At 63.3% G+C, this 24,656-nt stretch carries 17 protein-coding genes and 1 pseudogene; 17 read left to right on the top strand and 1 reads right to left on the bottom strand.

The window, feature by feature from the left end:
• The first annotated feature begins 39 nt into the window (after window positions 1-39).
• The 6 genes and pseudogenes from AC1DVS_RS19325 to AC1DVS_RS19300 form a co-directional block, all read left to right on the top strand.
• Window positions 40-303, top strand: a complete 264-nt coding sequence (locus tag AC1DVS_RS19325) for a hypothetical protein (protein ID WP_478025549.1) — start codon at window positions 40-42, stop codon at window positions 301-303.
• A gap of 80 nt (window positions 304-383) precedes the next feature.
• A complete protein-coding gene (locus tag AC1DVS_RS19320) occupies window positions 384-2,366 on the top strand; it encodes a hypothetical protein (RefSeq protein ID WP_478025548.1) in 1,983 nt (660 codons plus the stop codon).
• Complete coding sequence (locus AC1DVS_RS19315) at window positions 2,363-5,020, top strand: RHS repeat domain-containing protein (protein ID WP_478025547.1); 2,658 nt, start codon at window positions 2,363-2,365, stop codon at window positions 5,018-5,020. The genes AC1DVS_RS19320 and AC1DVS_RS19315 overlap by 4 nt, the downstream gene beginning before the upstream one ends.
• Window positions 5,020-5,766 carry a hypothetical protein gene (locus AC1DVS_RS19310; protein WP_478025546.1) on the top strand — a complete coding sequence of 249 codons (747 nt, stop codon included), beginning with the start codon at window positions 5,020-5,022 and terminating at the stop codon, window positions 5,764-5,766. The genes AC1DVS_RS19315 and AC1DVS_RS19310 overlap by 1 nt, the downstream gene beginning before the upstream one ends.
• A gap of 493 nt (window positions 5,767-6,259) precedes the next feature.
• Entirely contained in the window at window positions 6,260-6,733 is a 474-nt protein-coding gene (locus AC1DVS_RS19305) for a hypothetical protein (protein ID WP_478025545.1), read from the top strand.
• Window positions 6,734-7,054: 321 nt separating this feature from the next.
• A pseudogene (locus AC1DVS_RS19300) lies at window positions 7,055-7,540 on the top strand (adenosylhomocysteinase); the annotation flags it as partial.
• Between the two features lie 52 nt (window positions 7,541-7,592).
• Here the strand turns inward: AC1DVS_RS19300 and AC1DVS_RS19295 are convergent.
• Window positions 7,593-9,380, bottom strand: a complete 1,788-nt coding sequence (locus tag AC1DVS_RS19295; protein WP_478025544.1) for a tetratricopeptide repeat-containing sulfotransferase family protein — start codon at window positions 9,378-9,380, stop codon at window positions 7,593-7,595.
• Between the two features lie 728 nt (window positions 9,381-10,108).
• Between AC1DVS_RS19295 and AC1DVS_RS19290 the strand changes: the two genes are divergently transcribed.
• The 11 genes from AC1DVS_RS19290 to AC1DVS_RS19240 all read left to right on the top strand — a co-directional run bounded on the left by AC1DVS_RS19290 (window position 10,109) and on the right by AC1DVS_RS19240 (window position 24,410).
• Window positions 10,109-12,385 (top strand): sensor histidine kinase, encoded by a 2,277-nt coding sequence (locus AC1DVS_RS19290; protein ID WP_478025714.1) that lies wholly within the window; start codon window positions 10,109-10,111, stop codon window positions 12,383-12,385.
• Between the two features lie 53 nt (window positions 12,386-12,438).
• Window positions 12,439-12,693 carry a type II toxin-antitoxin system CcdA family antitoxin gene (locus AC1DVS_RS19285; RefSeq protein WP_478025543.1) on the top strand — a complete coding sequence of 85 codons (255 nt, stop codon included), beginning with the start codon at window positions 12,439-12,441 and terminating at the stop codon, window positions 12,691-12,693.
• Window positions 12,693-12,992 carry a CcdB family protein gene (locus AC1DVS_RS19280; protein WP_478025542.1) on the top strand — a complete coding sequence of 100 codons (300 nt, stop codon included), beginning with the start codon at window positions 12,693-12,695 and terminating at the stop codon, window positions 12,990-12,992. The genes AC1DVS_RS19285 and AC1DVS_RS19280 overlap by 1 nt, the downstream gene beginning before the upstream one ends.
• A gap of 8 nt (window positions 12,993-13,000) precedes the next feature.
• On the top strand, window positions 13,001-13,441 hold the full coding sequence (tsaE, locus tag AC1DVS_RS19275) for a tRNA (adenosine(37)-N6)-threonylcarbamoyltransferase complex ATPase subunit type 1 TsaE (RefSeq protein ID WP_478025541.1): 441 nt from the start codon (window positions 13,001-13,003) through the stop codon (window positions 13,439-13,441).
• Complete coding sequence (locus AC1DVS_RS19270; RefSeq protein WP_478025540.1) at window positions 13,426-14,409, top strand: aminoglycoside phosphotransferase family protein; 984 nt, start codon at window positions 13,426-13,428, stop codon at window positions 14,407-14,409. Before tsaE ends, AC1DVS_RS19270 begins: the two co-directional genes overlap by 16 nt.
• Window positions 14,406-15,167: a nucleotidyltransferase family protein gene (locus AC1DVS_RS19265; protein WP_478025539.1), complete on the top strand. Its 762-nt coding sequence runs from the start codon at window positions 14,406-14,408 to the stop codon at window positions 15,165-15,167. The genes AC1DVS_RS19270 and AC1DVS_RS19265 overlap by 4 nt, the downstream gene beginning before the upstream one ends.
• Complete coding sequence (gene addB, locus AC1DVS_RS19260; protein WP_478025538.1) at window positions 15,160-18,135, top strand: double-strand break repair protein AddB; 2,976 nt, start codon at window positions 15,160-15,162, stop codon at window positions 18,133-18,135. Before AC1DVS_RS19265 ends, addB begins: the two co-directional genes overlap by 8 nt.
• On the top strand, window positions 18,116-21,511 hold the full coding sequence (gene addA, locus AC1DVS_RS19255) for a double-strand break repair helicase AddA (protein ID WP_478025537.1): 3,396 nt from the start codon (window positions 18,116-18,118) through the stop codon (window positions 21,509-21,511). The genes addB and addA overlap by 20 nt, the downstream gene beginning before the upstream one ends.
• Before the next feature lie 69 nt (window positions 21,512-21,580).
• Window positions 21,581-21,904 carry a thioredoxin TrxA gene (gene trxA, locus AC1DVS_RS19250; RefSeq protein WP_478025536.1) on the top strand — a complete coding sequence of 108 codons (324 nt, stop codon included), beginning with the start codon at window positions 21,581-21,583 and terminating at the stop codon, window positions 21,902-21,904.
• 976 nt (window positions 21,905-22,880) lie between these two features.
• Window positions 22,881-24,005, top strand: coding sequence for a hypothetical protein (locus AC1DVS_RS19245; protein ID WP_478025535.1), 1,125 nt, complete (start codon window positions 22,881-22,883; stop codon window positions 24,003-24,005).
• An 84-nt stretch (window positions 24,006-24,089) separates the two neighbouring features.
• Complete coding sequence (locus AC1DVS_RS19240; RefSeq protein WP_478025534.1) at window positions 24,090-24,410, top strand: hypothetical protein; 321 nt, start codon at window positions 24,090-24,092, stop codon at window positions 24,408-24,410.
• Window positions 24,411-24,656 lie beyond the last annotated feature (246 nt).

Genomic DNA, 24,656 nt, shown 5'->3' with positions numbered 1-24,656 from the left:
TGTGATCAGTCGTTTTCAGCTACCCCGGGGGGATTGCGGATGCGCGCGCGCGCGACTTTTTCACTAGCGGTGCTGGCGACGGCGATGCTGTTCGGCGCAGCGTCGATCGCATCTGAGACCACCACCTACAGCTATGATACGCTCGGCCGTCTCGTCACGGCTACCCGGACCGGCGGACCGAGCAGCGGCATCTCCATGAACAGCTGTTTCGATCGCGCTGGCAATCGGATGCGGCAGGATATCGCGACATCGACGCCCGCTGCTTGCCCCACACCAACCCCGACACCCACGCCATCGCCCTGAGCGGGCATAATGACGTCGCGTTGCCGTGCCCCTGTGTCGAGCGCCGGCCGGGTCCTTGAATGCCGATTTCGGGAAATTGCATGATCCTCTCCTATGACATTCGCACCCTGGTCAGGGCCTTGCTGGCGATCATCGGCCTGGCGCTTGCCGCGCCGGCCTGTGCCGACCCGGCGCAGATCAGCGTGCCGGCCGATCATTTCGTCATCACGCCCGGAGGCGTCGATATGCGTAGCGGGCGCTACGGCTATTCCGATACCGATCTGAGCATCGGCGGCGAGGGCGGGCTGTCACTCACGCGCACCATGCCCGATTACGCCGCGAACCATGCCAACCCCTTCGGCAATTTCTCCGATAACTGGGACATCATGCTCGTCGAGATGAGGGTCGACATCACTCATCACCTGACGGTCGGCAATGATTTTCGCATGGTCGCGCATGTCGGCGGCCGTGCGATGACGTTCGAGGCGCTCAACACCGTGGCCAACTATGAATATAAGTCGGGCGGCCCGACGGCGGTGCTCACTTATGCGAGCGGCACCAGGGATAGCGCCATCGTCGTTTATACGCTGCGGAGCGGTGACGGCACACTGGTCACCTTCCGCGCCATGGGCGGCTATGATTGCGCCAACCAGACCTGGGGCGGGGCGGTACGGCGCTGTGCCTTCGTCTCGCAGATCGTGCAGCCCGACGGGACGGTGCTCAGCTTCGACTATGCCAGCACCGGCGGGTCGAGCGGCAATCTCGCGCGCCTGCGCAAGGTGACCAGCTCGCGCGGCTATGCCCTGCTGCTCGAGGGCAGCGGCAGCCTCGTCACCAAGGCCTGTGTCCTCAACCTCACGCTCGCGGCTGCGCCGCCGAGCGGGCTGTGCCCCTCCGGCGTGCCGACCACCAGCTACACTTATGCCAGCTTCTCCCGGCCCTCGCTCGCCAGCGTCACGAGCCCGACTCTCGATACGGCGAGCTTCACCTATGCGCTGTCCGGCTCGACCTACACCATGGGCTTCATCAAGCCCGGCCAGTCGTCGCCTTGGCTCACCAACAGCTTCATCCTGAATCCGGACGAAGAGCTCACCAATGAGGAGATCGTTCAGTCCCAGGTCTTCGCGGACGGCCGCAGCTACAGCTATGGCTATGACAATCCGCCGCTCCCCTTAGGTCTGTTCGGAACGGTCGCGTATGCGATAGCGGGCGGGCATTATTCCGACAATCTCGGTCGTACGACCTACGTCACCTACGGCTTCCCGGCCACCCCGGGTACCGATGCCTCGGCGCCATGCTTCGGATCTGGATGCGTTCCGCCGGAGTTCGACGTGGACAACCGGGTATTTCAACAGACGCAGGGGCCGGTCGAGGTGATCGATCCGCTCGGCCGACACAACACCGCTGATTACTGCGATCCCTATGTGATGGCGCATGGCCCGGCATGGTGGGATTCGCGCTGCGTAACGACGCAGGTTCAGTCCTTCACTGACCCGGAAGGGGGCAAGACCATGCTCAAGCACGACGGCTGGGGCAATGTCACCGAAGCGCGCCATATCGCCAAGCCCGGCTCCGGCCTGGCCGACATCGTAACCTCGGCGACCTTCGGCAACTGCAACACCGACCCCAAGAGCTGCACCAAGCCGCTGACCACCACCGATGCGCGGACCAACATCACCACCTACACCTATGACAGCAGCCATGGCGGCGTGCTGACCGAGACCGATCCGGCCGACGCAAGCGGCGTGCAACGTGTCAAACGCTATGCCTATATCCAGCGCTATGCCTGGCTCAGCAACGGCAGCGGCGGCTATGTCCAGGCGGCAACGCCGATCTGGCTGCTGTCGACTGAAAAAAGCTGCAACACCAGCTCGACCAGCGGCGGCGCCTGCGTTGCCGGCTCGGGCGATGAGGTGACGACGACTTATGATTACGGGCCGGATTCGGGGCCCAATAATCTATGGGTCAGAGGCAAGGTCGTCACCGCCGGTGGGGTCAGCCTGCGGAGCTGCACCGGATATGACGCGCAGGGCAACGCGATCAGCCAGACCAGCCCGCGCGCCGGCCTGACGGTGTGCCCATGAGCGCCCGGCAGATCCGCGCGGCGCTCGCCGCGTTAGCCGCGCTTGCGGCCTGTGCCTTCGTCGCTTCGGCGCAGGCGCAGACCTCGCCATCGGACTTCACCTCGGCGACGCGCTACGATGCCGAGCACCGCGTCACCGGCACGATCGCGCCCGATCCGGATGGATCCGGGCCGCTCCATTATGCCGCGGTACGCAACAGCTATGATGCGGCAGGCAGGCTGATCCGGGTCGAGAAGGGGGAACTGTCAACCTGGCTATCGGAAAGCACCACGCCGGCGAGCTGGACTGGGTTCACAGTGTTCACCCAGATCGACACCAACTACGACGCGATCGACCGCAAAACGCTCGAAGTCGTGTCTTCGGGCGGCGCGGCTTACGGCGCGACCCAGTACAGCTATGATGCGGCCGGCCGGCTGGAATGCACGGCGGTTCGGATGAACCCGGCGGCCTATGGCTCGCTGCCCGCGAGCGCGTGCACGCTCGGCACGCCGGGAAGCCAGGGCGCCGACCGGATTACGCGAAACATCTACGACGCCGCCGACCAGGTGCTGAAGGTCCAGAAGGCCTATGGCTCACCGCTGCAGCAGGATTACCAGAGCTACAGCTATACGCTGAACGGCAAGCCTTCCTCTGTCATTGACGCGAATGGCAACAAGGCGACTTATGGCTATGACGGGTTCGACCGGCTGGTGCTCTGGGCGTTCCCCTCGACGACTGTGCCGGGCGCTGCGAGCACGACCGATGTCGAGCGATATGGCTATGATGCGAACGGTAATCGCAACAGCCTGGTCAAGCGCGACGGACGGACGATCGCCTACAGCTATGACGCGCTGAACCGGTCGATTTCGAAGACCTTCGTCAGCGGTGGCGCATGCGTGTCCGGCAATGCCTGTACCACGCCGCCCTCGGGCGCGGTGCGCAATGTCTATTACAGTTATGACCTGCGCGGGCTTCAGACCTATGCCCGGTTCGACAGCACCAGTGGCGTTGACAATATATTCAACGAATATGACGGCTTAGGCCGGCTGGCGGCGAGCACGATCAACATGGTCGGCACCAGCCGCCGGACGAGCTACACCTATGATGCCGATGGCAATAAGGTATCGTTGAAACACCCAAACGGGACGCAGTTCGTTTACGGCTTTGATGGGCTCGACCGGGTAACGACCGCGACCATCTTTGGCGGGTCGCAGTTCCTGTCGATCGCCTATGACGCACAGGGGCGCAGGCAATCGACCACGCGTGGCGCGAGCCAGACAAGCTACACCTATGATCCGGTCTCGCGGCCGCAGACCGAGACGCAGACGTTCGCTAGTGGCACGCTGAACACGATAGCGACCTTCGGCTATAACCAAGCCAGCCAGATCACCAGCCAGACACGGACGAACGACGCCTATGCGTTTGCTGGCTATACGGTCGCGAGCAACAGCTACGCAGCCAACGGGCTGAACCAGTACACAAGCGTCGGGGCCGGCTCGCTGGGGTATGATTCGAACGGCAATCTTGCCTCGAACGGTACCACGAGCTTCACCTACGATGTCGAGAACCGGCTGGTATCGGCGGCCGGCACGCTGAGCGCCGCCCTTGTGTATGATCCGAACGGACGGCTGTGGCAGACCTCGGGCGGCAGCTACGGCACGACGCAATTCCTGTACGATGGCGACGCGCTGATGGGGGAATATGACGGCGCGGGTAATCTACTACGCCGCTATGCTCATGGTCCTAGCGTGGACGAGCCGGTGATGTGGATCGAGGGCAGCGGCCTTAACGATCTGCGCTTCTATCATCCCGACCACCAGGGCTCAATCGTCGCGACCGCCGACGCCTCGGGCGCGCCGTTCGAAATATATACTTATGACGAGTATGGCGTGCCGGGCGCGACCAACTATGCCCACAACGGGCGGTTTCAGTTTACGGGCCAAACCTGGCTTCCAGAGCTCGGCATGTATTATTACAAAGCGCGGATCTACTCCGCGCGGCTGGGGCGGTTCCTGCAGACTGATCCCATCGGATATAAAGATCAGATGGATCTTTATACCTATGTGGGCAATGATCCGGTCAATGGACGGGATCCGAGCGGATTAGAATGTGAGGCTCCGACGGGTACGAGAATTTGCCAACCCGCCGCAGGAATTTCTGGCAAAGCGCAAAATACGGGCGGTGCTATTGGTGCAGAACACGCTAGAGTTTCAACTGCGATCGCGAAGGCAGCTGCCGAGAGCAAAGGGGTAGCTTCTGTGCACCTGAATCAAACCCTCACGACGGCTACCGGTGGTAAGATCAAAAGTAATCTTCGCCCGGATGTAACGGTTGTTATGAAGGACGGACGCGTAGTGCCTATTGAGGTTCCATCAAGGGGGCAAACGGCCGCCTTCTTTGATACGAAATATGCCGACTTGGTGGGAGCACGTGGTGGAGGGATGGCGTTGGAGACTCCCGTGTTATCAACAACGCTAGAAGTCTCGGCAGCGGAAGCTCTAATATATTCTGAAACGGCTGAATCAGGCCGCGGGTCGCGTATAATGGGAAGGCTGCTTAATATCCTTTCCGTTGTCAGCGCTGTTGTTTCGATAGGCCGCTCCTATAAAGAATCGCAAGCTATAAATGTATATTGTAGCTTAAACCCAGCAAAACTAGAATGTGGCGGCATGTAATGGGCGGACTAATTGCTTTCGAGGGTTGGGAATTACTCCAATCAACTAGTGAGTGCGTGGATGAGTTGATCAATATCGCGCACTGCATGGTGCCGAGTGCTTGCGATGTCCGCCTGGCGGTTGCAGGAAGCAATTCAGAACGCAAGATTGAGCTTTCGCAAGCGAGCGACGTGATAGAAGCTATAGCAAAATCATGGACTATTACCGCATTAGATAAAAAAACTCGTACCATAAATAATGGATTAATTTCTTCTAAATCATTTTTTATAATAAAAATGCATAAGTCTATGCGAGGTATATATATATATAGCGAGTCGTTCGATCAATCTTTTGATAAAATATCTGAATTATTGAATCCAGTATTACAGATGTTGCCTAGCCGGATAGGTGGTTTCGGATACTATGAGAGTTTTTCGGATCCTGTAGATGCTACTATATATGCTCTTGATCTAAAAGTTCTATCAAATAGTAAGAATATAGAAAACTCTCTTGAGTTGCCTAAAAACGAATGGAAAAATAATTTTGCTCGATCTATTAAGGAAAGACTTCCCAGGAACTTTTACATGTGGAATTTGCTTCCTGCAGAATATCTAGATAGATTTTCTGGGAACCGGGATTTTGATATATTATCTAGAAATAAATCGGTCCATATAAATAGATTGTGCTCGTACGACGTTGTGTCCTTTACAGAAAGGGTCGATTTAGATTTGGTGCGACAAAGATTGCATCATTACATAATTGAATAGTACACGAATTCCAGCAACAATGCATTTAATTGCTCTGTGTTACAGTGAAACGTGCAACCACCCCTTTATTCTTCTTCTGGTTACTCTGCTAACTTATCAAACACAGTGCTCGCTGGTTTGGATCGTGCCTCCAACTCAAGACAGGCATTGATGCGCGCATCAGGCCTCGTCCTTCTCCCGAACACCCCAGATCACCGCAGACCCCGATCGCTGGTCGACAATGATATCCTCCGCTTAGGGATCATAAGCGTCATGCTCGGTTCCAAGCCGCTCTCACCGCTTCGCCGCCTGTTCCTGCTCGTTGCGCTCGATCACATTGAGATCGCTATTACGGTGACACGTGCAATAACCCTAAGAGCATGAATGGCACTTCTGGCAATACGAATAATGCAATTGGCATATATCATCCATTGAGAGTTCCTATGCTGGCCGCTGCGACCGCCGAGTTCGGAAAATTGCCAAACAACAGTAATTATCCAGAAGGTATTTTGCCTTGGTAAGAACAATATTTAATATCATCGCAGAGTTGGAGGGGCAAGTTTTTGCTATCCCTGTCGGCGATGGGCGCTTCTTCGTCGGGCAAGTCGGAAAGAGTGGTGATATTGGAATTTTAGATGGAACATATAATGCCATTCCTAAACTTGATGAAGTTATTCGTTCACCTTTGAAATTTAGAGTAAGATTTTCCTTATCTTGTATAAGGTCCGCTAAGTGGATAAGACTTGGCCGCACCTCATTTGTTGCAAATCTGGAAAAAGGGAGTTCCTATGGCCATCGTGGCATTGACGATCCAAAGTTCTGGAGAGTAACTTTCGATGGTACCGCGATATCAGCGGGAACGCCCGACGCGGAAGTTACGCGCGAGGAGTATGTGGCACTTGAACCCATGATTTCCTATGACCACCGTGAATTGGTAGAACGTTTTCTGACGGGGATTTGCCCAAAATCTTTTCGTGATGGGGAGTAGTGCTATATATTTGAGTGTTGATGATCTTAGTGGTTACGGGGCTACGGCGGCGGCAATTTTGGGTTACGGCGACAGTGCTGGACTGCACCCCTTGAGTGAGACACGGTAATTGAGTGACACGGTATCCAAGGAGGTAACGTGTCGGACCCGAACGAGCCGGGTGTTCACGACAGAATTCAAGGAGCGAACCGTGTTGCGGCTGCTATTACGTGTATTACGGTGACACGTGGTATTACGGTGACACGTGCAATAACCCCTTTTCTTCGAGGGCGGTGTCAATTTTGAAGTGCAACAGTGGCGCCTTTGCCCGGAACGGCCCCTGAGATATTCGTGACCGCGACCGGCAATGCCGATGTGATCACCGCTGATCACATGAAGGCGATGAAGCCGATGTCGATCGTGTGCAACATCGGCCATTTCGACAGCGAGATCCAGATCGCCGCGCTCAGCAATTATGAGTGGACTGAAGTGAAGCCGGGCACCGATCTGGTGAAGTTCCCCGACGGCAAGCAGATCATCGTCCTCGCCAAGGGCCGCCTGGTCAATCTCGGCTGCGCGACGGGCCATCCCTCGTTCGTGATGTCGGCAAGCTTCACCAACCAGACGCTCGCGCAGATCGAGCTCTGGACCAAGGGCGAGAACTACCAGAACCAGGTCTATGTGCTGCCGAAGCATCTCGACGAGAAGGTTGCTGCCCTTCACCTCGAAAAGCTCGGTGTGCATCTGTCGAAGCTGATGCCGAAGCAGGCTGGCTATATCGGCGTACCGGTCGAGGGGCCGTTCAAGCCGGATCATTACCGCTACTGATTGATCGAGAGATCGAGACGAGAGGGGCCGCGGAGTGATCCGCGGCCCTTTTTCATTTGGGCGCGAGCGGGCCGAGTGTCTGTTTGAGTTCGTCGAGCCAGGGTTCGTAGTTGCGCCACTGGTCGATGGTGTCGCGGTTGATCGGACGGCGCACCTGCTCCGCGCTCGGAGTTCGCACCGGTCGGGTGTTCTCGTGGAAGCGCAGGCAGGAAGCCTCGAAGGGCAGCCCGAGCCGATCGAGCAGCGCACGCGTGACCCGTTCGGGATCGGCGACGAGATCCTCGTACTGAATGCGGATGATCCGGCCTGGCAGCGCCGAATCCATATGGTCCATCAGCGCGACATAATCGCGATAATAGCGTGCCATGTCGCTGAGATCATAGCTGAACTCATGGCCGAGGGCGAAATGCTGCTTGTAACTGGCAAAGCAGCAGGCGGTCGCATCGCGGCGTATGTCGATGATGCGCGCGCCGGGCAGGATCAGGTGGATGAGGCCGACATGCGCCCAGTTGTCGGGCAATTTGTCGATGAAACAGGGCCGCTCGCTCTTGCGATGCGCCTCCGCCCCGGCGAGATAGTGCTGGCCGAGATAAAGGGACGCGGCCTTTGTCAGCCGGGTGAGCAGTTCGGGATAGACGGCGTCACCGTCGCGCCACGTCTCGGAGAGCAGCCAGTGCACAACCAGCGGGATACCCGGCAATTCGGCCGTGCCCTCGACCTGCGAGTGGCTGGCGAGGATCTGCTCGATCAGCGTCGAGCCGGCACGCGGCATGCCGACGATGAAGATTGGTTCAGGCGCGACCTCTCCGAAATCCGTACGCTCCTCGAAGAAAGCCCTGCTGAACAGCGCGATTGACCGTTCCACTTCCCGAGTGATCTCGTCCGGATCGTGGGGCAGGGCACGATGCCGCAGTTGGTTGCCCGCCTGATAATGGTGGAAGGACGCGGCATAGTCCCCATCATCCCCCAGTGCCTTGCCCAGTGCGAAGTGAAGGTTGACCGCCTGGATCGGCGGCGTGTCGACCTTTCCCAGCATCGCTTTCATCGCGGCGATATCGGCCATGTTAAAGGGCGCGACCTTCAGATCGGCCAGCCCCCACCAGCTTTCGCCCGGATGCGGGTCGAGCGCGATCGAGCGGCGATAGGCAGCGATACATGCGTCGCGCTGGCCGACGATCTTGAGCAAATTGGCAAGGCCCAGCCACAGCGCGGCATCGTCGGGACGATGGGCAAGCAACTCCGTATAGCTGTCGAGCGCGGTCTGATAGGCGCCGGTCTGGCCGAGGATCGCCAGCCGCATCAAATAGGCTGGCGCGAACAGCGGCTCACGCAGGAGCACAGTGTCGAGCAGGGCCAGGGCATCGGCCGGGCGATTCTGCAGAAGCAGGATCTTCGCCAGCTTGACCTTGGCTTCAGCAAAGTCGGGTGCGCTGTCGAGCGCCTTGCGATAGAGTTTTTCGGATTCGGCATAGATGCCGCTTCGTCCTGCGATATCGGCCAGCGTGCACAGTGCCGCGACATCGTCGGGATCGCGCCTCAGGAAAGCGCGGACAGCCGCTTCCGCTGAGGGCAGCCGCCCGCCGGCCAGGTCCCGGATCGCGGCCATGAGGCGGGGATGGCGCCACGACGCCTCGATCGCCTGCAGTTCGACAGTCGCTGCACGCTCGGCCTGGCCCTGACTGCGCAGCGCGAGGGCAAGCAGCCGCGACGCCGGCGGGTGATCAGCAAGTTTTTGCAGCAAAGGCTCGAGAAGAGCGATGGCGCCAGCAGGGTCGGATCCGACGAGGCGCCGTGCTTCATCGAGCACGGCATCGTCCGAGCGGGAGACAATGAAAGCCATGCGTCCCCGATAAGGCTCATTGTTTCCGGTTGAAAGAGAGCAAGCCTGCGCACCGGAACAATGCCCCCCGTCCGCCCGGCTGTCTTCGGTTCGGTCTACGCGTGGGCCACTGGCGCGAGTCCAAAAGTCGAGCAGGCGCATCATCGGCCTTGTCACTGGATCTGTACAATGTTCTGTACAGATAGGAAATGTCAGTGGACCCTCATGACATTTCCAACAACTGCGGAGACGAAGATCGCTGTCCCACCTGCCTCGCCTCAAGCCCTGGTTGTGACAGCCCCCCGATAGGTGTGACAAAACTCTCCAACAGCGGCGCTCGGTTTCCCGTGCATTCCCCTCGTAATAGCCCCTTCCAGCACCCGAAATCCGCACCGAATTATGTCACACGTCCAACATTTCCGCCGCGAACACGCGCACGTGATTCAACCCGTGACTGAAATTGGTCATATCGGCACTGCGGGCCGTCAAAAGGGAGGCGCCTGCTCCTTTGATGTAATCCCGTCTGGCCTGAATTCGCGCGCGGCTGCACGCCGGGCCCTTTTTTTGGCGCGAGATGCTGTCGGCCCGCTTCCCCTGCGCTGATCTATTGGCCTAAGGATTGAGCATGAACACAAGCAGTGCAGGCGTGGCGCAGGCGCACGCGAGGCGACGTGCAGGATAGCGTCGAGCTGGCGGCGGTGATCGCAGGCGCCGTACTGGCGCTGTTGATCGGCGCGTCCGGCTGGATGATGTATCTGGGCATCCGGGCACGTCGCGACGTCGCCGTTACGCTTGCCGCCAATGCCCGGCTCGAGGCGCTGGTGGCCTCGGCACCCGCACTGGCGATGGTGGTGCGCGCGGACGGGCGGCTCGAGCTGCCGGACCGGCTTGCCGACTGGTTCGGGCTTTCGCCGCCGCCGCGCTATCTCGATGATCTGGCGGGGCGGGATACCGGGCTGACGGCAGCCGACGCCCGGGCGCTGGCGGCGGATGTCACGGCGGCGCAAAAGGCGGGTCAGCCCTTTGCACGGGCCGTTCGGGCGCAGGGATCGTCGCGGGCATTGATGATCCGCGGCGCCCGTGCCTCGCGAGATCTGCAGGCGCCGGGCGGCGTCATCCTGTGGGTGTTCGACGCGACAGAGAGCGAGGCGGAGATTGCCCGGCTTGCCGATGAGGGCGCCGAGGCCCGCGCCGCGTTCGAGGCGCTGACCGGGCTGATCGAAGCGGCACCGATGCCGATGTGGTATCGCGGGCCCGATCTGCGGCTTGCCATGGTCAATACGGCCTATGTCGAGGCAGTCGAGGGCTCCGATTCAGCCGATGTCGTGCGGCGCGGTCTCGAGCTTGTCGAAGGATCGGGTATTGGCGGGCCGCTCGCCAGCGCGGTGGTCGCGCGCGATACCGGCAAACCGCAGATGCAGGCGATGCCGGCGACGATCAAGGGTGCGCGGCGGATGCTGCGTGTCTATGATGTGCCGCTGCCGGCGGGCGGGGTCGCTGGCTTCTCGGTCGATATCGAGGATCTCGAACAGGCACGCAGCGGGATCAAGCGTTTCGCCGATGCCCAGCGCGCAATGCTCGACCGGCTGTCGGCGGGCGTCGTTCAGTTCGCGGCCGATCGCACGCTCGTCTTCTGCAACCAGCCCTTTCGCCGCCTGTTCGCCATGAAGAGCGAATGGCTCGCCGACCGTCCTGAATTCGACCGCGTGCTCGAGCGGATGCGCGAGGCCAATCGCCTGCCCGAGGTGCGCGATTTTCCGGGCTGGAAGGCTGAGCGCCGCGACTGGTTCCTCGCCGCCGGCGGGGCGATGGAGGAGAATTGGCATCTGCCGGGGGGCGTGCATCTGCGCGTCGTGGCGCAACCGCTGCCCGATGGCGGCCTGTTGCTGATCTTCGAGGACCGCACCGAACAGGTCCAGCTCGCCAGCGCCCGCGACACGCTGCTGCGGGTGCGGACCGCGACCTTCGACAATCTCTACGAGGCGCTGGGCGTGTTCGCGGCCGATGGCCGGCTGCAGCTGTGGAACAACAAGTTCCGTGCGCTCTGGGGCTTTGACGAGGATTTCCTCGCGACGCACCCGCGCGTCGATGCACTTGCCGAAGCGGCGTCGCGCCAACTCGCCAAGCCGGCGCGGGCGACCCTCATTGCCGATCTCGTGCGTGCCGCCACGGTCGAGCGGGCGCAGCGCGGCGGGCAGCTCGAATTCACCGACGGCCGCTTCTTCGAGCTTGCCGCGGTGCCTTTGCCCGATGGCAATGGCCTGTTCACGATGTTCGACATTTCCGACAGCCAGCGGATCGAACGCGCACTGCGCGACCGCAACGAAGCGCTCGAGGCGGCCGACCAGATCAAGACCGCGTTCGTCGCCAATATGAGTTACGAGCTGCGCACCCCGCTGACCTCGATCAGCGGGTTCGCTGAGATGCTGAGCGAAGGCTATGCCGGAAAGCTGAGCAAGGACGCGCATTCCTATGTCGATGCGATCATGGAATCGGTCGAGCGGCTCGGGCTGCTGGTCGACGAGGTGCTCGATCTGACCCAGCATGACGGCAAGACCCCCGCGATCGAGATGCTCGAGGTCGATCTCGAAGCGACGGCGCGGGCGGCGGCGGAAGCGCTTCAGCCGCTCGCCCGGCGCAAGAAGCTCGACTTCGCGGTCGAAGTGCTGCCGTCGACCGGCAGCATGAAGGGCGATGCGCTGCGGCTCCGCCAGGTGATCGAGCATCTCCTGCGCCACGCGGTCGGCGGTTCGAACGAGGCGGGGCGCATTCTGCTCCACACCGACGGCACCGCCGCTGCGGCGCGGATCGTGGTGTCAGATGATGGTGCCGGGATGAGCGCCGATGCGGTCGAGCACGCATTCGACCGCTTCGCCCAACCCGGCGTGACGCGCAGCGGCGAGCGGGCGCTCGGTCTCGGGCTGCCGCTCGCCAAGCAATTTGTCGAGGCGCATGGCGGCACGATCTCGCTGGTGTCGGAGCCAGGCGAGGGGACGTTCATTACGGTGAACTTACCGCGGCATTAGCTTGCTTGTGCTAATTCATGCGCATATCATATGCGCATGATATGGAGGTGTGAATGCCCCGGTCCAGTGTTCGTGAAGCAAAGGCCCCGTTTCGGCGCCCCACCAATATTTCGCTCGATTCCGCGATGATCGAGGACGCGAAGGAACTCGGCATCAACATCTCACGCGCCTGCGAGCAGGGATTGAGCGAGGCAATCCGCGCCGAGCGAAACCGGCGCTGGAAGGAGGAGAATCGTGAGGCGATCGAGGCGTCGAACGCCTATGTTGCGGAGCACGGTTTGCCGCTCGAGAAGTATCGCCTTTTCTGATGGCGCGTTTCGATGTTTATCGGCGAAGCGGTGCGCGCGGGTTCCTTCTCGACTGCCAGTCCGATCTGCTTGGCGATCTCGATACGCGATTCACCGTGCCCCTGTTCCTGTTCGAGGCCGCGCCCAAGCCGGCTGGCAGGCTCAATCCAGTCTTCAGCGTCGACGGGGAGAAGGTCGTAATGATGACGCAATATGCTTCCGCGATCAGGAAGAGCCTGGTTGGCAGCCGCGTCGATTCGTTGGAACACGAGCAGGGTGTGATCATGGGCGCGCTCGACATGTTGCTGGTCGGATATTGAGCCACCCCATGATATTGGCCGACGCAGAAGCGACGCATGCGCTTGGCGCGCGCCTCGCCGCGCTGGTCGCGCCTGGCGATATCGTCACGCTCGCCGGCCCGCTCGGCGCCGGCAAGACGAGCGTCGCGCGGGGCCTGCTCGCGGCGCTTGGCCTTGCGGGCGAGGCGCCGAGCCCGAGCTTTGCGATCGTCCAGCCTTATGCGCCGCCCGAGGTCCGCATCCCGGTGCTCCATGTCGATCTGTATCGGATCGAGGACCCGGACGAGATCGAGGAACTGGGGCTCGATGAGGCGCTGGCCGATTCGCTGCTGATCGTCGAATGGCCCGAGCGAGCGCCCGGTCTGTGGCCTGATGCGCTGGCGCTGAGCCTTTCGATCGAACTGGATGGCAGCCGCGCCTTGACAGCCGAGGTCCCGGCGCCATGGAAGGCGCGATGGCGACAGATATGATTCCACCGGCCGCCGCGGCCGAATTCCTGGCCGCGCATGGCTGGGCCGGCGCGGACATCCTGCCGGTAGCGGGCGATGCCTCGTTCCGGCGCTATTTTCGCGTCGTGGCGCCCGGGCGCAGCGCGATCCTGATGGATGCGCCGCCGCCGCATGAGGACCCGCGCCCCTTCATCGCGATCGCGCGCTGGCTCGTCGAACGCGGTTTTGCCGCACCGGCGATCCACGCCAGCGATCTCGACCAAGGCCTGGTGCTGATCGAGGATTTCGGTGACATCCGCCTTCGCGAGACCGCCGATGCCGAGGCTGACCGCGAGCGCACTCTGTATGAAGCTGCGATCGATGTGCTGGTGCGGCTCCATGAGCATGAGGCAGGTCCAGTGCCGCCTTATGATCGCGCGGTGCTCCACCGCGAGGCTGATCTGCTGACGGAATGGTATTGCCCGGCCGTCGGTATCGAACCCGATGTCGCCGGCTACGCCGCGGCATGGGATGCGGTGTTCGATGCAGCGTTGTCCGGCCGCCAGGTGACGGTGCTGCGTGACTATCATGCCGAAAATCTGATGCTGATCGACGGCAGTAATGCGCTCGGACTGCTCGATTTCCAGGACGCGCTGGCCGGGCATCCTTCTTATGACCTCGTCTCGCTGCTGCAGGATGCGCGGCGCGATGTCGATCCCGCGCTCGAGGCGGCGATGCTCGATCGCTACAAGGCGATCACCGGCGCGGGGCCGGAGTTCGACAACGCCTATCATGTCCTTGGCGCGCAGCGGAACGCGAAGATCATCGGCATCTTCACGCGGCTGTGGAAGCGTGACGGCAAGACGCGCTACCCGACACTCTGCCCGCGCGTGTGGCGCTATCTGGAGCATGATCTTGCTCACCCGGCGCTCGCCCCGGTCAAGGCGTGGTTCGATGCCAATATCCCCCCGCATCTGCGCGGCGACCCAATGGTGATTTCCGGCCAATGACCACCAAGCGCACCCTTGCAATCCGGCCCGATCCAGGCGGCGTGGTTCCTGAAACGGCGATGGTGATGGCGGCGGGGCTCGGCAAGCGCATGCGCCCGCTCACCGCGACCCGTCCCAAGCCGCTGGTCGAGGTCGCGGGCAAGGCGCTGATCGACCATGTCTTCAACCGCCTGCGCTCGGCCGGCGTGAAGCGCGCCGTCGTCAATGTCCATTATCTCGCCGACGCGCTCGAGGCGCATCTCGACAACCGGGTCAAAGGCATCGAGATTCAGGTGTCGGACGAGCGCAGCCAGCTGATGGAAACCGGCGGCGGGATCGTTCAGGCGCGCGACCTGCTCGGCGACAAGCCCTTTATCGTCGTCAACAGCGACAATCTCTGGGTCGATGGCCCGGCCGACGCGATCCGGCTGCTCGGCGCGCGCTGGGACGATGCGGCGATGGACGCGCTGCTGCTGCTCGTGCCGCTCGCGCAGGCACATAATCATGGCGGGCAGGGCGATTTCCACCTCGCGCCCGATGGCCGGATCACCAAGCGCCGCCAGCCGGGCCGGCCCGCGCCGTTCGTCTATACCGGTGTCCAGATCCTCTCGCCGCGCGTGATCGCTGACTGGCCCGAAGGTCCTTTCTCGACCAATATCTTCTGGGACCGAGCGATCGAGGCCGGGCGTGCTTACGGCCTTGTCCATCAGGGCCTGTGGTTCGATGTCGGAACGCCTGAAGCCATCGGCAGGACCGAGGCAATGCTGGCGGATGGCTGACCGGAGCAAGCCTCAGCTCTTCACCATCCCCGCGCATCGGGCGTTCGCTGATGCGCTGGCCGCCGGGCTGATCCGGCGCTTTGCCGGCGAGCCGCTGGGGCTGGCGCGCGGACTGGTGCTGCTGCCCAACAACCGCGCCAAAAGGGCGATGACCGATGCGTTCGTGCGCGCGAGCGAGGGCGGGTTGCTGCTGCCGCGCCTCGTCGCAATCGGGGATCCCGGACTCGACGAGGCGGCGGGGGCGGCGCTCGACCCGGCCGACGATCATGATCCGGTGCCGCCGGCAGTGCCGCCGCTCCAGCGCCGGATGATCCTTGCCCGGCTCGTTGCCGAGGAGCGCTTGAAGAGCAGCCAGCCGGTGGATGCGGCGGAGGCGGTGAGGCTGGCGGGCGATCTTGCGCGGACGCTCGATCAGTTGCTGGTCGAGGAAGTGGCGCCGGCGCGGCTGCGGGATCTCGAACTGAGCGAGGAGCTGTCGGACCATTGGCGCCGGGCGCTGGCGCTGTTCGGCATCGTGCTCGATCGCTGGCCGCAGGAGCTGAAACGGCTCGGCAGGATCGACCTTGCCGAGCGCCGCGCACGATTGCTCGACCGGCTGGCGCGGCGCTGGCGTGATACGCCGCCGCCGGGCTTTGTCTGTGCCGCGGGCATCACCGATTCAGCGCCGGCGGTGGCGCGGTTGATGCGGTGCGTTTCGGAGCTGCCGCAGGGCATGGTCGTCCTTGCCGATCTCGCGACCGCGATGGACGACGAGGAGTGGCAGGCGCTCGGCCCGCATGATCCTGATCCGGTGACGGGGTATCGCCGCCGCGCGATCGAGACCCACCCGCAGTTCCATCTGAAGCTGCTGCTCGAGCGGATGAGCGTGAACCGCGCGGAGTTCGATACGTGGCGCGATGGCGGCGGGCATGATGCGACCGCAGCGCGTGGGCGGGCGATTGCCAATGCGCTGGCGCCGGCTGAGGTCACGGGCAAATGGACGTCGCTCGCGGCTGAGGATCGCCGTCTGGCCGGTATCGCTGCGGCTGAACTCGCTACGCCGGCCGAGGAAGCGCAGGCGATTGCGCTGGCGCTGCGCGAGGTGCTCGAGACGCCGGGGCGCACCGCGGCGCTTGTTACACCTGATCGCGGCCTTGCTCGACGGGTCGCAGCACATGCTGCGCGCTGGGGGATCGAGATTGACGATTCTGCGGGGCGGCCGCTTTCGATCCTGCCCTCGGGCACGCTGCTGACCGCGCTGGCCGAAGCGGCGACGCAGCGCTTCGCCCCACTTGCCTTGCTGACCCTGCTCAAGCACCCGCTGGTCCGCTTCGGCGATGCGCGCGGGGCGTGGCTTGATGGCGCACGCACGCTTGATCGCGTGCTGCGTGGGCCTCGCCCAGCGCCGGGGCTGGGCGGGATCGACGCTCACCTTGCAAATCCACCTGAGCGCGAGCGTAAGCGGCGTGCCGAAGCGGCTGCATGGTGGCCAGAGGCGCGTGATCTGCTGGCGCCGATCGAGGCAGTATTCGAGGGCGGTCCGCAGCCGCTCGGCACGCTGTTGGCGGCATTGCGCGAGACGGCGCAGGCGCTGTGCGGCGATACCCTGTGGAGTGGCCCCGCGGGTCGGGCTGCGTCCGAACTGCTCGCCGACCTTGAGGCGGAGGCTGGAGCAGGGCCAGCGAGTGTCGATCCGGCCAGTCTCGCACCTTTGCTCAAGACGCTGATGGACGAAGTCGCCGTGCGGCCGCCGCAGGGTGGTCACCCGCGCCTTGCGATCTACGGTCTGATCGAGGCGCGGCTGCAGACTGCCGATCTGATGATCCTTGGTGGGCTCAACGAAGGCACCTGGCCCGGGCAGCCGGCGCCGGACCCGTGGCTCGCGCCGCGGATTCGGGCGGAACTGGGTTTGCCGGGGCTCGAGCGCCGGGTTGGGGTTTCGGCGCATGATCTTGCCGGCGCGCTGGGCGCGCCGCTGGCGCTGATCACCCGGGCGCGGCGCGATGCGAGCCAGCCGGCGATTGCCTCGCGCTTCTGGCTGCGCCTTCAGGCACTTGCCGGCGAACGTTTCGAACGCGCGCGAGGGCTTGAGCGCTGGACACGGGCGCTGGATGATCCGGGCGAGCACAAGCCGGAACGCCAGCCCGCGCCGTCGCCGCCAGCTATCCTCCGACCGACGCGGATCGCGGTTACCGATGTCGATCGGCTGAAAGCGGATCCTTATGCCTTCTACGCCAAGCGCATCCTGAAGCTGCAACCGCTCGACCCGGTCGACGCCGATCCGAGCGCTGCCTGGCGCGGGACGGCGGTGCACGATGTGCTCGAACGCTGGGCGCGGGAGGATGATTGCCGTCCCGAGGCACTGCGCCCGCGTGCGCTCGCGATGCTGGCGGACGAGCGGACGCATCCGATGATGCGCGCCTTGTGGCAGCCGCGCCTGATGGAGGCGATCGACTGGATCGCCGCCGAGATCGCGCGCGGTGCGGCCGCCGGACGACAGGTGCTGGCGGTCGAGCGGGAGGGGAAGATCCCCATCGCCGGGGTGACGCTGAGCGGCAAGTTCGATCGCATCGATCGCCTGCCTGACGGATCGCTGGCGGTGATCGATTACAAGACCGGGAAGCCGCCTTCGCCGGCCGCGGTCCGGGCTGGGTTCAGCCTGCAGCTCGGGCTGCTCGGGCTGATCGCCGAGCGGGGCGGTTATGACGGCATCAGGGGCGATGCGCGGGGCTTCGAATATTGGTCGCTTGGCAAGCGCAATGACAGCTTCGGCTATATCACCTCGCCGGTCGATCCGGCGGGGAAGGGCGACAAGGTTCCACCCGAGGACTTCACCGCGCTCGCCGCCCATCACTTCACCGAGGCGGTGGCGGCGTGGCTGACCGGGAGCGAGGCTTTCACCGCCAAGCTCCACCCCGAATATGCGCCCTACGCCGAATATGACCAGCTGATGCGGCGCGACGAATGGTATGGCCGTGAGCGGGGATAGAAGCGCGCTCCCGCGCCTGACTGGCAACCAGGCGCTGGCGAGCGCACCAGACGCGCATGTCTGGCTCTCGGCATCGGCAGGCACCGGCAAGACGCAGGTGCTGACCGCGCGGGTGTTCAGGCTGCTGCTGCGCGGAGTCGATCCGGGCGCGATCCTGTGCCTCACCTTCACCAAGGCCGGCGCGGCCGAGATGGCGGGGCGGATCAGCACGCGGCTCGCCGCCTGGGTGCGGATGGATGAGCCAGACCTGAAGAAGGACCTGTTCGCTCTTGGCGAGGACCATTTCGATCCGCGCCTGATCGCCTATGCGCGCACGCTGTTCGCCAAGGTGCTCGACGCGCCGGGCGGGGGGCTTCGCATCCAGACGATTCATGGCTTCTGCCAGGGCCTGCTTGCCGCCTTTCCGGTGGAGGCGGGGCTGATGCCGGGGTTCCGGCCGCTCGAAGCGCGCGAAGAGTCGGTGCTGGCGCGCGAGGCGCTGGCGGAGATGCTGGTCGAGGCGGATCGTCAGGGGCGGGTGAAGCCGATCGAGACGGTCGGCCGGCTGAGCGTGAGGCTCGGCGAGGGCGAGGCGGAGAACTTCCTGCGTGCCTGTGCCCGGGCGCCCGCGGCGATGGCGGAATTGCCGCATGGCGAGGGGATCAGACCCTTTATCCGGCGCCAGCTCGACCTGCCGAGCGGGGATATCGAAGGCTATATCGTGTCCCAGTGCGGGGATGATGCGTTTGATCATGAAGCGCTCGACGCGATCGGCGGGATGAACAGCGGCTGGGCGACGAAGAACGGCCTTGCGCGGTCCGCCCTCATCTATGGCTGGCTCGAGAAGCCGGTGGCGGAGCGCGCCGCGGCGCTGGCTGAACTCCACACCGTCTGGGCGCGGCAGGATGGCGAGATGCGGTCGTTCGCCAAGGGGCAGGCACCGCAGGACGAGGATTATGCCGGGCTGGCGACCGGCCTTTACGGCTATTGCGCCGAGCTGCTCGATCTTCGCGTTCGTGCCGTTTACGCCGATCTGCTTGCCGACGCGCTCGATGTCGGGCGCGACTATGCGGCGGCTTATGCACAGGCCAAGCGTCGGGTCGGCGGGGTCGATTTCGACGATCTGATCCGCGCCACGATCGATCTGCTCGCCCAGCCCGGCATGGGCGACTGGGTGCGCTACAAGCTCGACCAGGTGACTGAGCATATCCTGATCGACGAGGCGCAGGATACCAATCCCGAGCAATGGTCGATCATCCGGGCGCTGGCCGACGAGTTCTTTGCCGGGCTTGGTTCGCATGACGAGCGACTGCGGACGCTGTTTACGGTCGGCGATTACAAACAGGCGATCTTCGGCTTTCAGGGCACGCATCCGATCTATTTCCAGGCGGCGGAGCGGCATTTCAGCGACCTTGCGGAAGGGCAGAGGTTCGACCGGCTGTCGCTTACCCATAGCTTTCGCTCGACGCGGCCGGTGCTCGAGTTCGTCGATGCGGCGATCGAGGCGATTCCCGATCCGGGCCTTGGCGCGATTGCCGAGCGCGAGCCACATGCGAGCGAGGTGCCGGGTCCGGGCACCGTGACGCTGTGGCCGCTGACGATCGCCGGAGGCAGCGAGGAGGATGAGGAGGGTTGGATCGCGGATTCGACCCGCGCGCTGGCCAGCCAGATCGCCAAACAGATCAAGGCATGGGTCGGCACGCTGATGCTCGAAAGCCGGGGGCGGGTGCTGAACCCTGAGGATGTGATGATCCTGGTCAAGCGGCGCGGCGAGCTTGCCTCGCTGATCGTCGCGCGGCTCTACGCCGAGGGCGTGCCGGTCGCGGGGGTGGATCGGCTGCGATTGAACGCGCCGCTCGCCGTGCAGGACCTGCTCGCCGCGATCCGCTTCGTGCTCCAGCCCGAGGACGATCTGTCGCTGGCCAGCCTGTTGGTCTCGCCGCTGATCGGGTGGAGCCAGGAGCGGTTGATGGAAACGGCGCCGCGCGAGAGTGGTAGCCTGTGGCGGCACCTTTCGCGCACGCTGCCGCGCGAGGCGCTCGATCCGCTCCACCGGATGCTCGACCGGGCCGATATCGCTACGCCTTACCGGTTCCTCGAGGAGATCCTGTCCGGCCCGCTCGACGGCCGGCGCAGGCTGATCCGGCGGCTGGGGCATGAGGCGCGGGACCCGATCGAGGAGCTGCTCAACGCGGCGCTCGATTTCGAGTCGCTCGGCACCCCTTCGCTGCAGCGCTTCCTCGACTGGTTCGATCGCGGCGATGTCGAGATCAAGCGCGATCCGTCGGCACCTCTCGACGCCGTGCGGGTGATGACCGCGCATGGCGCCAAGGGGCTGCAGGCGCCGCTGGTTATCCTTGCGGACGCGGCGGTGGACCCGACCCGTTCGCCGCGCTCGATGTTGAAGTGGCCGCTGAGAGACCTGGGCTTCGAGCTGCCGATCTTCCGGCCGCGCGCCAGCGAGCGTGGCGGGCCGCTTGGGCCGGTGATCGATGACGATGCGCAGCGCGAGCTCGAGGAGCATTGGCGCCTCTTCTATGTCGCGGCGACGCGGGCCGAGGAGCGGCTGGTGATCGCCGGTGCGCTTGGGCCGCTGGCCAAGGGCGAGCCCCCGCCGTCGAGCTGGTATGCCGCCGCCGACCGCGCGATGACCGCACTTGGTGTCCCGCCATCGCCCGAGGCGCGGAGCTTTAGCGGGATCGTGCCGCAGCGTCCTGTCGCTGCGTCGTCGCGGAGGCTGGCGGAGACGGTCGCGGATGAGGCACTGCCGGATTGGGCCGCGCGGCCAGCGCCGGTCGAGGCGCGTCCGCCGCGTCCGCTTGCGCCATCGTCGCTGGGCGAGGATGAGGTGGCCGATCCGCCGCCTTCGCCGGCACTGCGCGCCGCCGCCGAACGGGGGCGGTTGGTCCATGCGCTGTTCGAACGCCTGCCTGCGGTGCCGGGCGAGCAGCGCGTTGCGGCGGCGGATCGCTGGCTGGAGACGGTCGGCGCCATCGCCGAGCCGGCCGTGCGGGAGGAGATCAGCCGGACCGTGCTGGGGGTGCTCAACGATCCGCGCTTTGCTGGCCTGTTCGGACCGGAGTCGCTCGCCGAAGCGCCGATCGCCGCAGTGGTGGGGGAGGGAGTGGTCGTCTCGGGCACGGTCGACCGGCTGCTCGTCACGCCGGATCGGATCCAGGTGGTCGACTTCAAGACCGGGCGCCAGGTGCCGGCGACACCGGCCGACATCCCACCCTATCATATGCGCCAGATGGCGGCCTATGTAGAAGCGCTCGGGGTGATCTTCCCCGGTCGGACTATCGAGGCGGCGCTGCTCTATACGGCCGCGCCGGTGCTGCTGGTGCTGCCCCGTACCCTTATGGACGCGCACAAGCCCGGCTATGTCGCCGCGCAGTAAAGCTGTGAACGGCGCGCTTGAGGGTTGGGGCGGCTGTCCCTAGATTGATCTCCAACACAGGAGATTACCATGGCGACCAAGAAGATCACCGACGACAGCTTCCAGAGCGACGTCCTCAACTCCGACACGCCGGTGCTGGTCGACTTCTGGGCGGAATGGTGCGGGCCGTGCAAGCAGATCGGCCCGAGCCTGGAAGAGATTTCCGACGAGCTTGGCGAGCAGGTGACGATCGCCAAGATCAATATCGACGACAACCCTGATGCCCCGGCGCGATATGGCGTGCGCGGCATCCCGACGATGATCCTGTTCAAGAACGGCGCACCCGCCGCAACCAAGGTCGGCTCGGGGCCCAAGAGCCAGATCAAGGCCTGGCTCGAAGGTGAGCTCGCCTGACCACGGGGCGCTCTCGTCCGATGGGCCTGCTGGCGTAGCGGTCTGATCTCTGGCGGCCGGTCCGATCGGGCCGGTCGCGTCTTGTCGGGCCGGGTTGATGTTCGCGAAGGCACGGAAGCGCAGAGATGTCGCGCGGGAGGAGGGCCTCTCTTTCATTCTCATCGCGGACGGATTGGCGGCGGCTCTGCATGGGACCCGCCCGTTCGCCCCATACTCTGCGCCTCCGGGTCTCCGCGCGAATCGACTCTTCGAGCGGACCAGCGCCGCGTCCGTGCGTCTATTGAACGGTTTCGGTGACGCCTCGAAAAACGGCGGTTTCTCCCTGTTATCGGTACGGAACAGGGAAAGAACAGGGAAGAAAAAACTTTTCGGGCCGTTTTTGGCTATTTTGTTGGAGATATTCTCCTTTCTGATCAGTAGCTTGAATGCCATTCTCCCTGTTATTCGATAACAGGGAGACCTGTTGGAAATAACAGGGAGGCGTGTTGGAATTAACAGGGAGCGGCCTTCACCGAACAGGGTGGCTTGATTCAACGGCAGCGTGAAATCGGCTTTTACGCAGTTCTTCATCATCGGAGAGAACTGACATGACCGCAGATAAGTTTGAATCACGCGACGGGACGGACGGCAGCGTCGGGCCAGGCAGACCGCCCGGTCGAATATGAATTCCCGATGAGCAGAAGCGGGCGCAGCTGGCGATCTTCAACGCGATCGAGCGCGACGCGCAGGAACGGGCGGCGAAGCGGCGGGAGTGGGATGAGGCGGCGTATGACGCGCATGATCCCTATGTGGAGGAGATCGTCGTCGATACGCGATCGGGCTCGGTGGGGAATCCGGGATGTTGGGGATGAGGTTTAGAGCCGACGCGCACCCTCAGAGTGGATTGCGGACGCCGGAATTCGCGTCATAGTATCCTCTCCAAAACAAGATCTTGCGCGCTCCCACCGAGGTCACTCCCATGAAATTGCGCTCTGCAATGCGGCCGGCCTTGTTAGCTTTCGCGATCCTGCTTCCCCTCATAGGGACTATCTCGCCGGGTGCCATCTCGGCCAGCACCACACCGCTGAAGCACCAGGATTTGCTCCGAAAAATGGCGGCCGCCGCTCCAGACGAGTGCAGCGAGCCCGTTCCGTCGGTATCGACCGATATCCATCAGTCTGAAGATCTGCTGTTCAGCACCGTCGAGGAGCTAGTGGCCGACCGATTGAACGGGCCCGTCGCGGCCGAGACTTCCGAGGCCGAATCCCGTGCCAGATCAGCCCTGATCGAGGTCGAGCATTCCAGCTCGGAGATCAACAAGAGCTGGCCTTCCGAGGAACGCTTCCACTTTGAAGTGTCGACCTTGCGCCCGGCCCTCCTCGTCCGCATGTCCTATCGCGACCAGGCCAGGCTAGTCCTGTTCGGCTCCTACTACCTCGGTAAGTATTCCGCCGTTGATCCAGGCACGAAGTGGCGGGCGGTCCACTTTATCGACCCAGGCCTCCGCGCTAGTGGAATCGATCTCTTTCCTCTGCACCGAGGTCCGAGCGGACGTGTGCGCTTCCTGGCGAAGGTTTGGCGCTCCGGCTGCGCTGGCTCTATCGGTGAAGACTATAATGGCTACGAATGGAGCGCCGAAAACGGGGACACGCAAATCATAAAGATCGAAGGCGCTGAGGGGATAAGCGACGCATCGAAGCGCGTGGGCAAGTTCAGTACGAGGGGCAAAACCATCCAACTGCCCTATTGCTTCTTCTCGGCCGTCGATACCTGGGACAATCCAACCCTTTGCGCCGCCGATTCCTTCGACCTGTCGGGGGACGATCCACGCTTTCTCGGCCGAATCTACAACTCTCCGGACCTGGTCGTAGTGAACAGCGCCATCCAGCACGCGCGAGCTCATGATTATCGCGCGCTGCGCGGCTACTGCGCTTCCGACGCAGTGGCGAGAAAGCTTGTTCGCGAGATCCCGACGTCGCTGTTCGCCGAGGAACTCAAGACGATCAAAGCCAGCCCCACACGCGAAAAAATCGTCCTTGAGGACCCGACCGTCTACTTCAATTTGGTCAAGCGGCGGGGCGAGTGGCTGCTCGAGAGCTTCAGGATCGGGGACGGCCGGTAGGGGAGCTGAGCGGACCCACGCATTCGGTTGGACGCAATGACTTTGCCCGGTGGAAAGCGGTCGCAGCATGAGTATGATAGCGCCATGCTTCACACCCGCGATCTCGCTGGCACTATTGAGGTCGATGGCCTCGAATATGAATGGGCTCTGCAACGTGAGCCGCAGTGGTGCCACGCCGATGGCTGGCGGGGAATGACGGTCTCGGTGCGTCAAACGGGTGAACAGCGGGAGGCAGTGCTGGAGTTTCCCATGCCGCGTTCCGGGAATGGCTCGCAACACCGTCGGCGTCCGCAGATCAACAATGCGATAGCCGCCAATTGCGTGCGTGCGGCGCTGGCGGCGGGCTGGGAGCCCACTTCCCGCGGAAAGGCGCAGACTTTCCTGGTCGACTCCAACGGCTGCTAATACTGCACCAACTCCGACTCGAGGGTAGGCTCGCCGGGAGCAACGCGCCGCTCAGGGGCAGTCTCACGCGAGCTGTTGCCCCTCTCCCACCGGAAGAGGGGCGTTGGCTCACCGATAATAATCATGGCGTTCGGCGCCGTCGAAACCGGCCGCCGGCCAGGCAGCACGCCTTGAAATCTTCTCCCCGACCCGCACGGGCAGAGATCTTTGCGGCCGAGTTTTTCGATGAGTTCGATATCGCCGTGA

Source organism: Sphingomonas sp. P3_C5, assembly GCF_056402635.1.
Note: the sequence above shows the minus strand (reverse complement) of the source record. Positions and strands in the feature narration are given on the sequence as shown.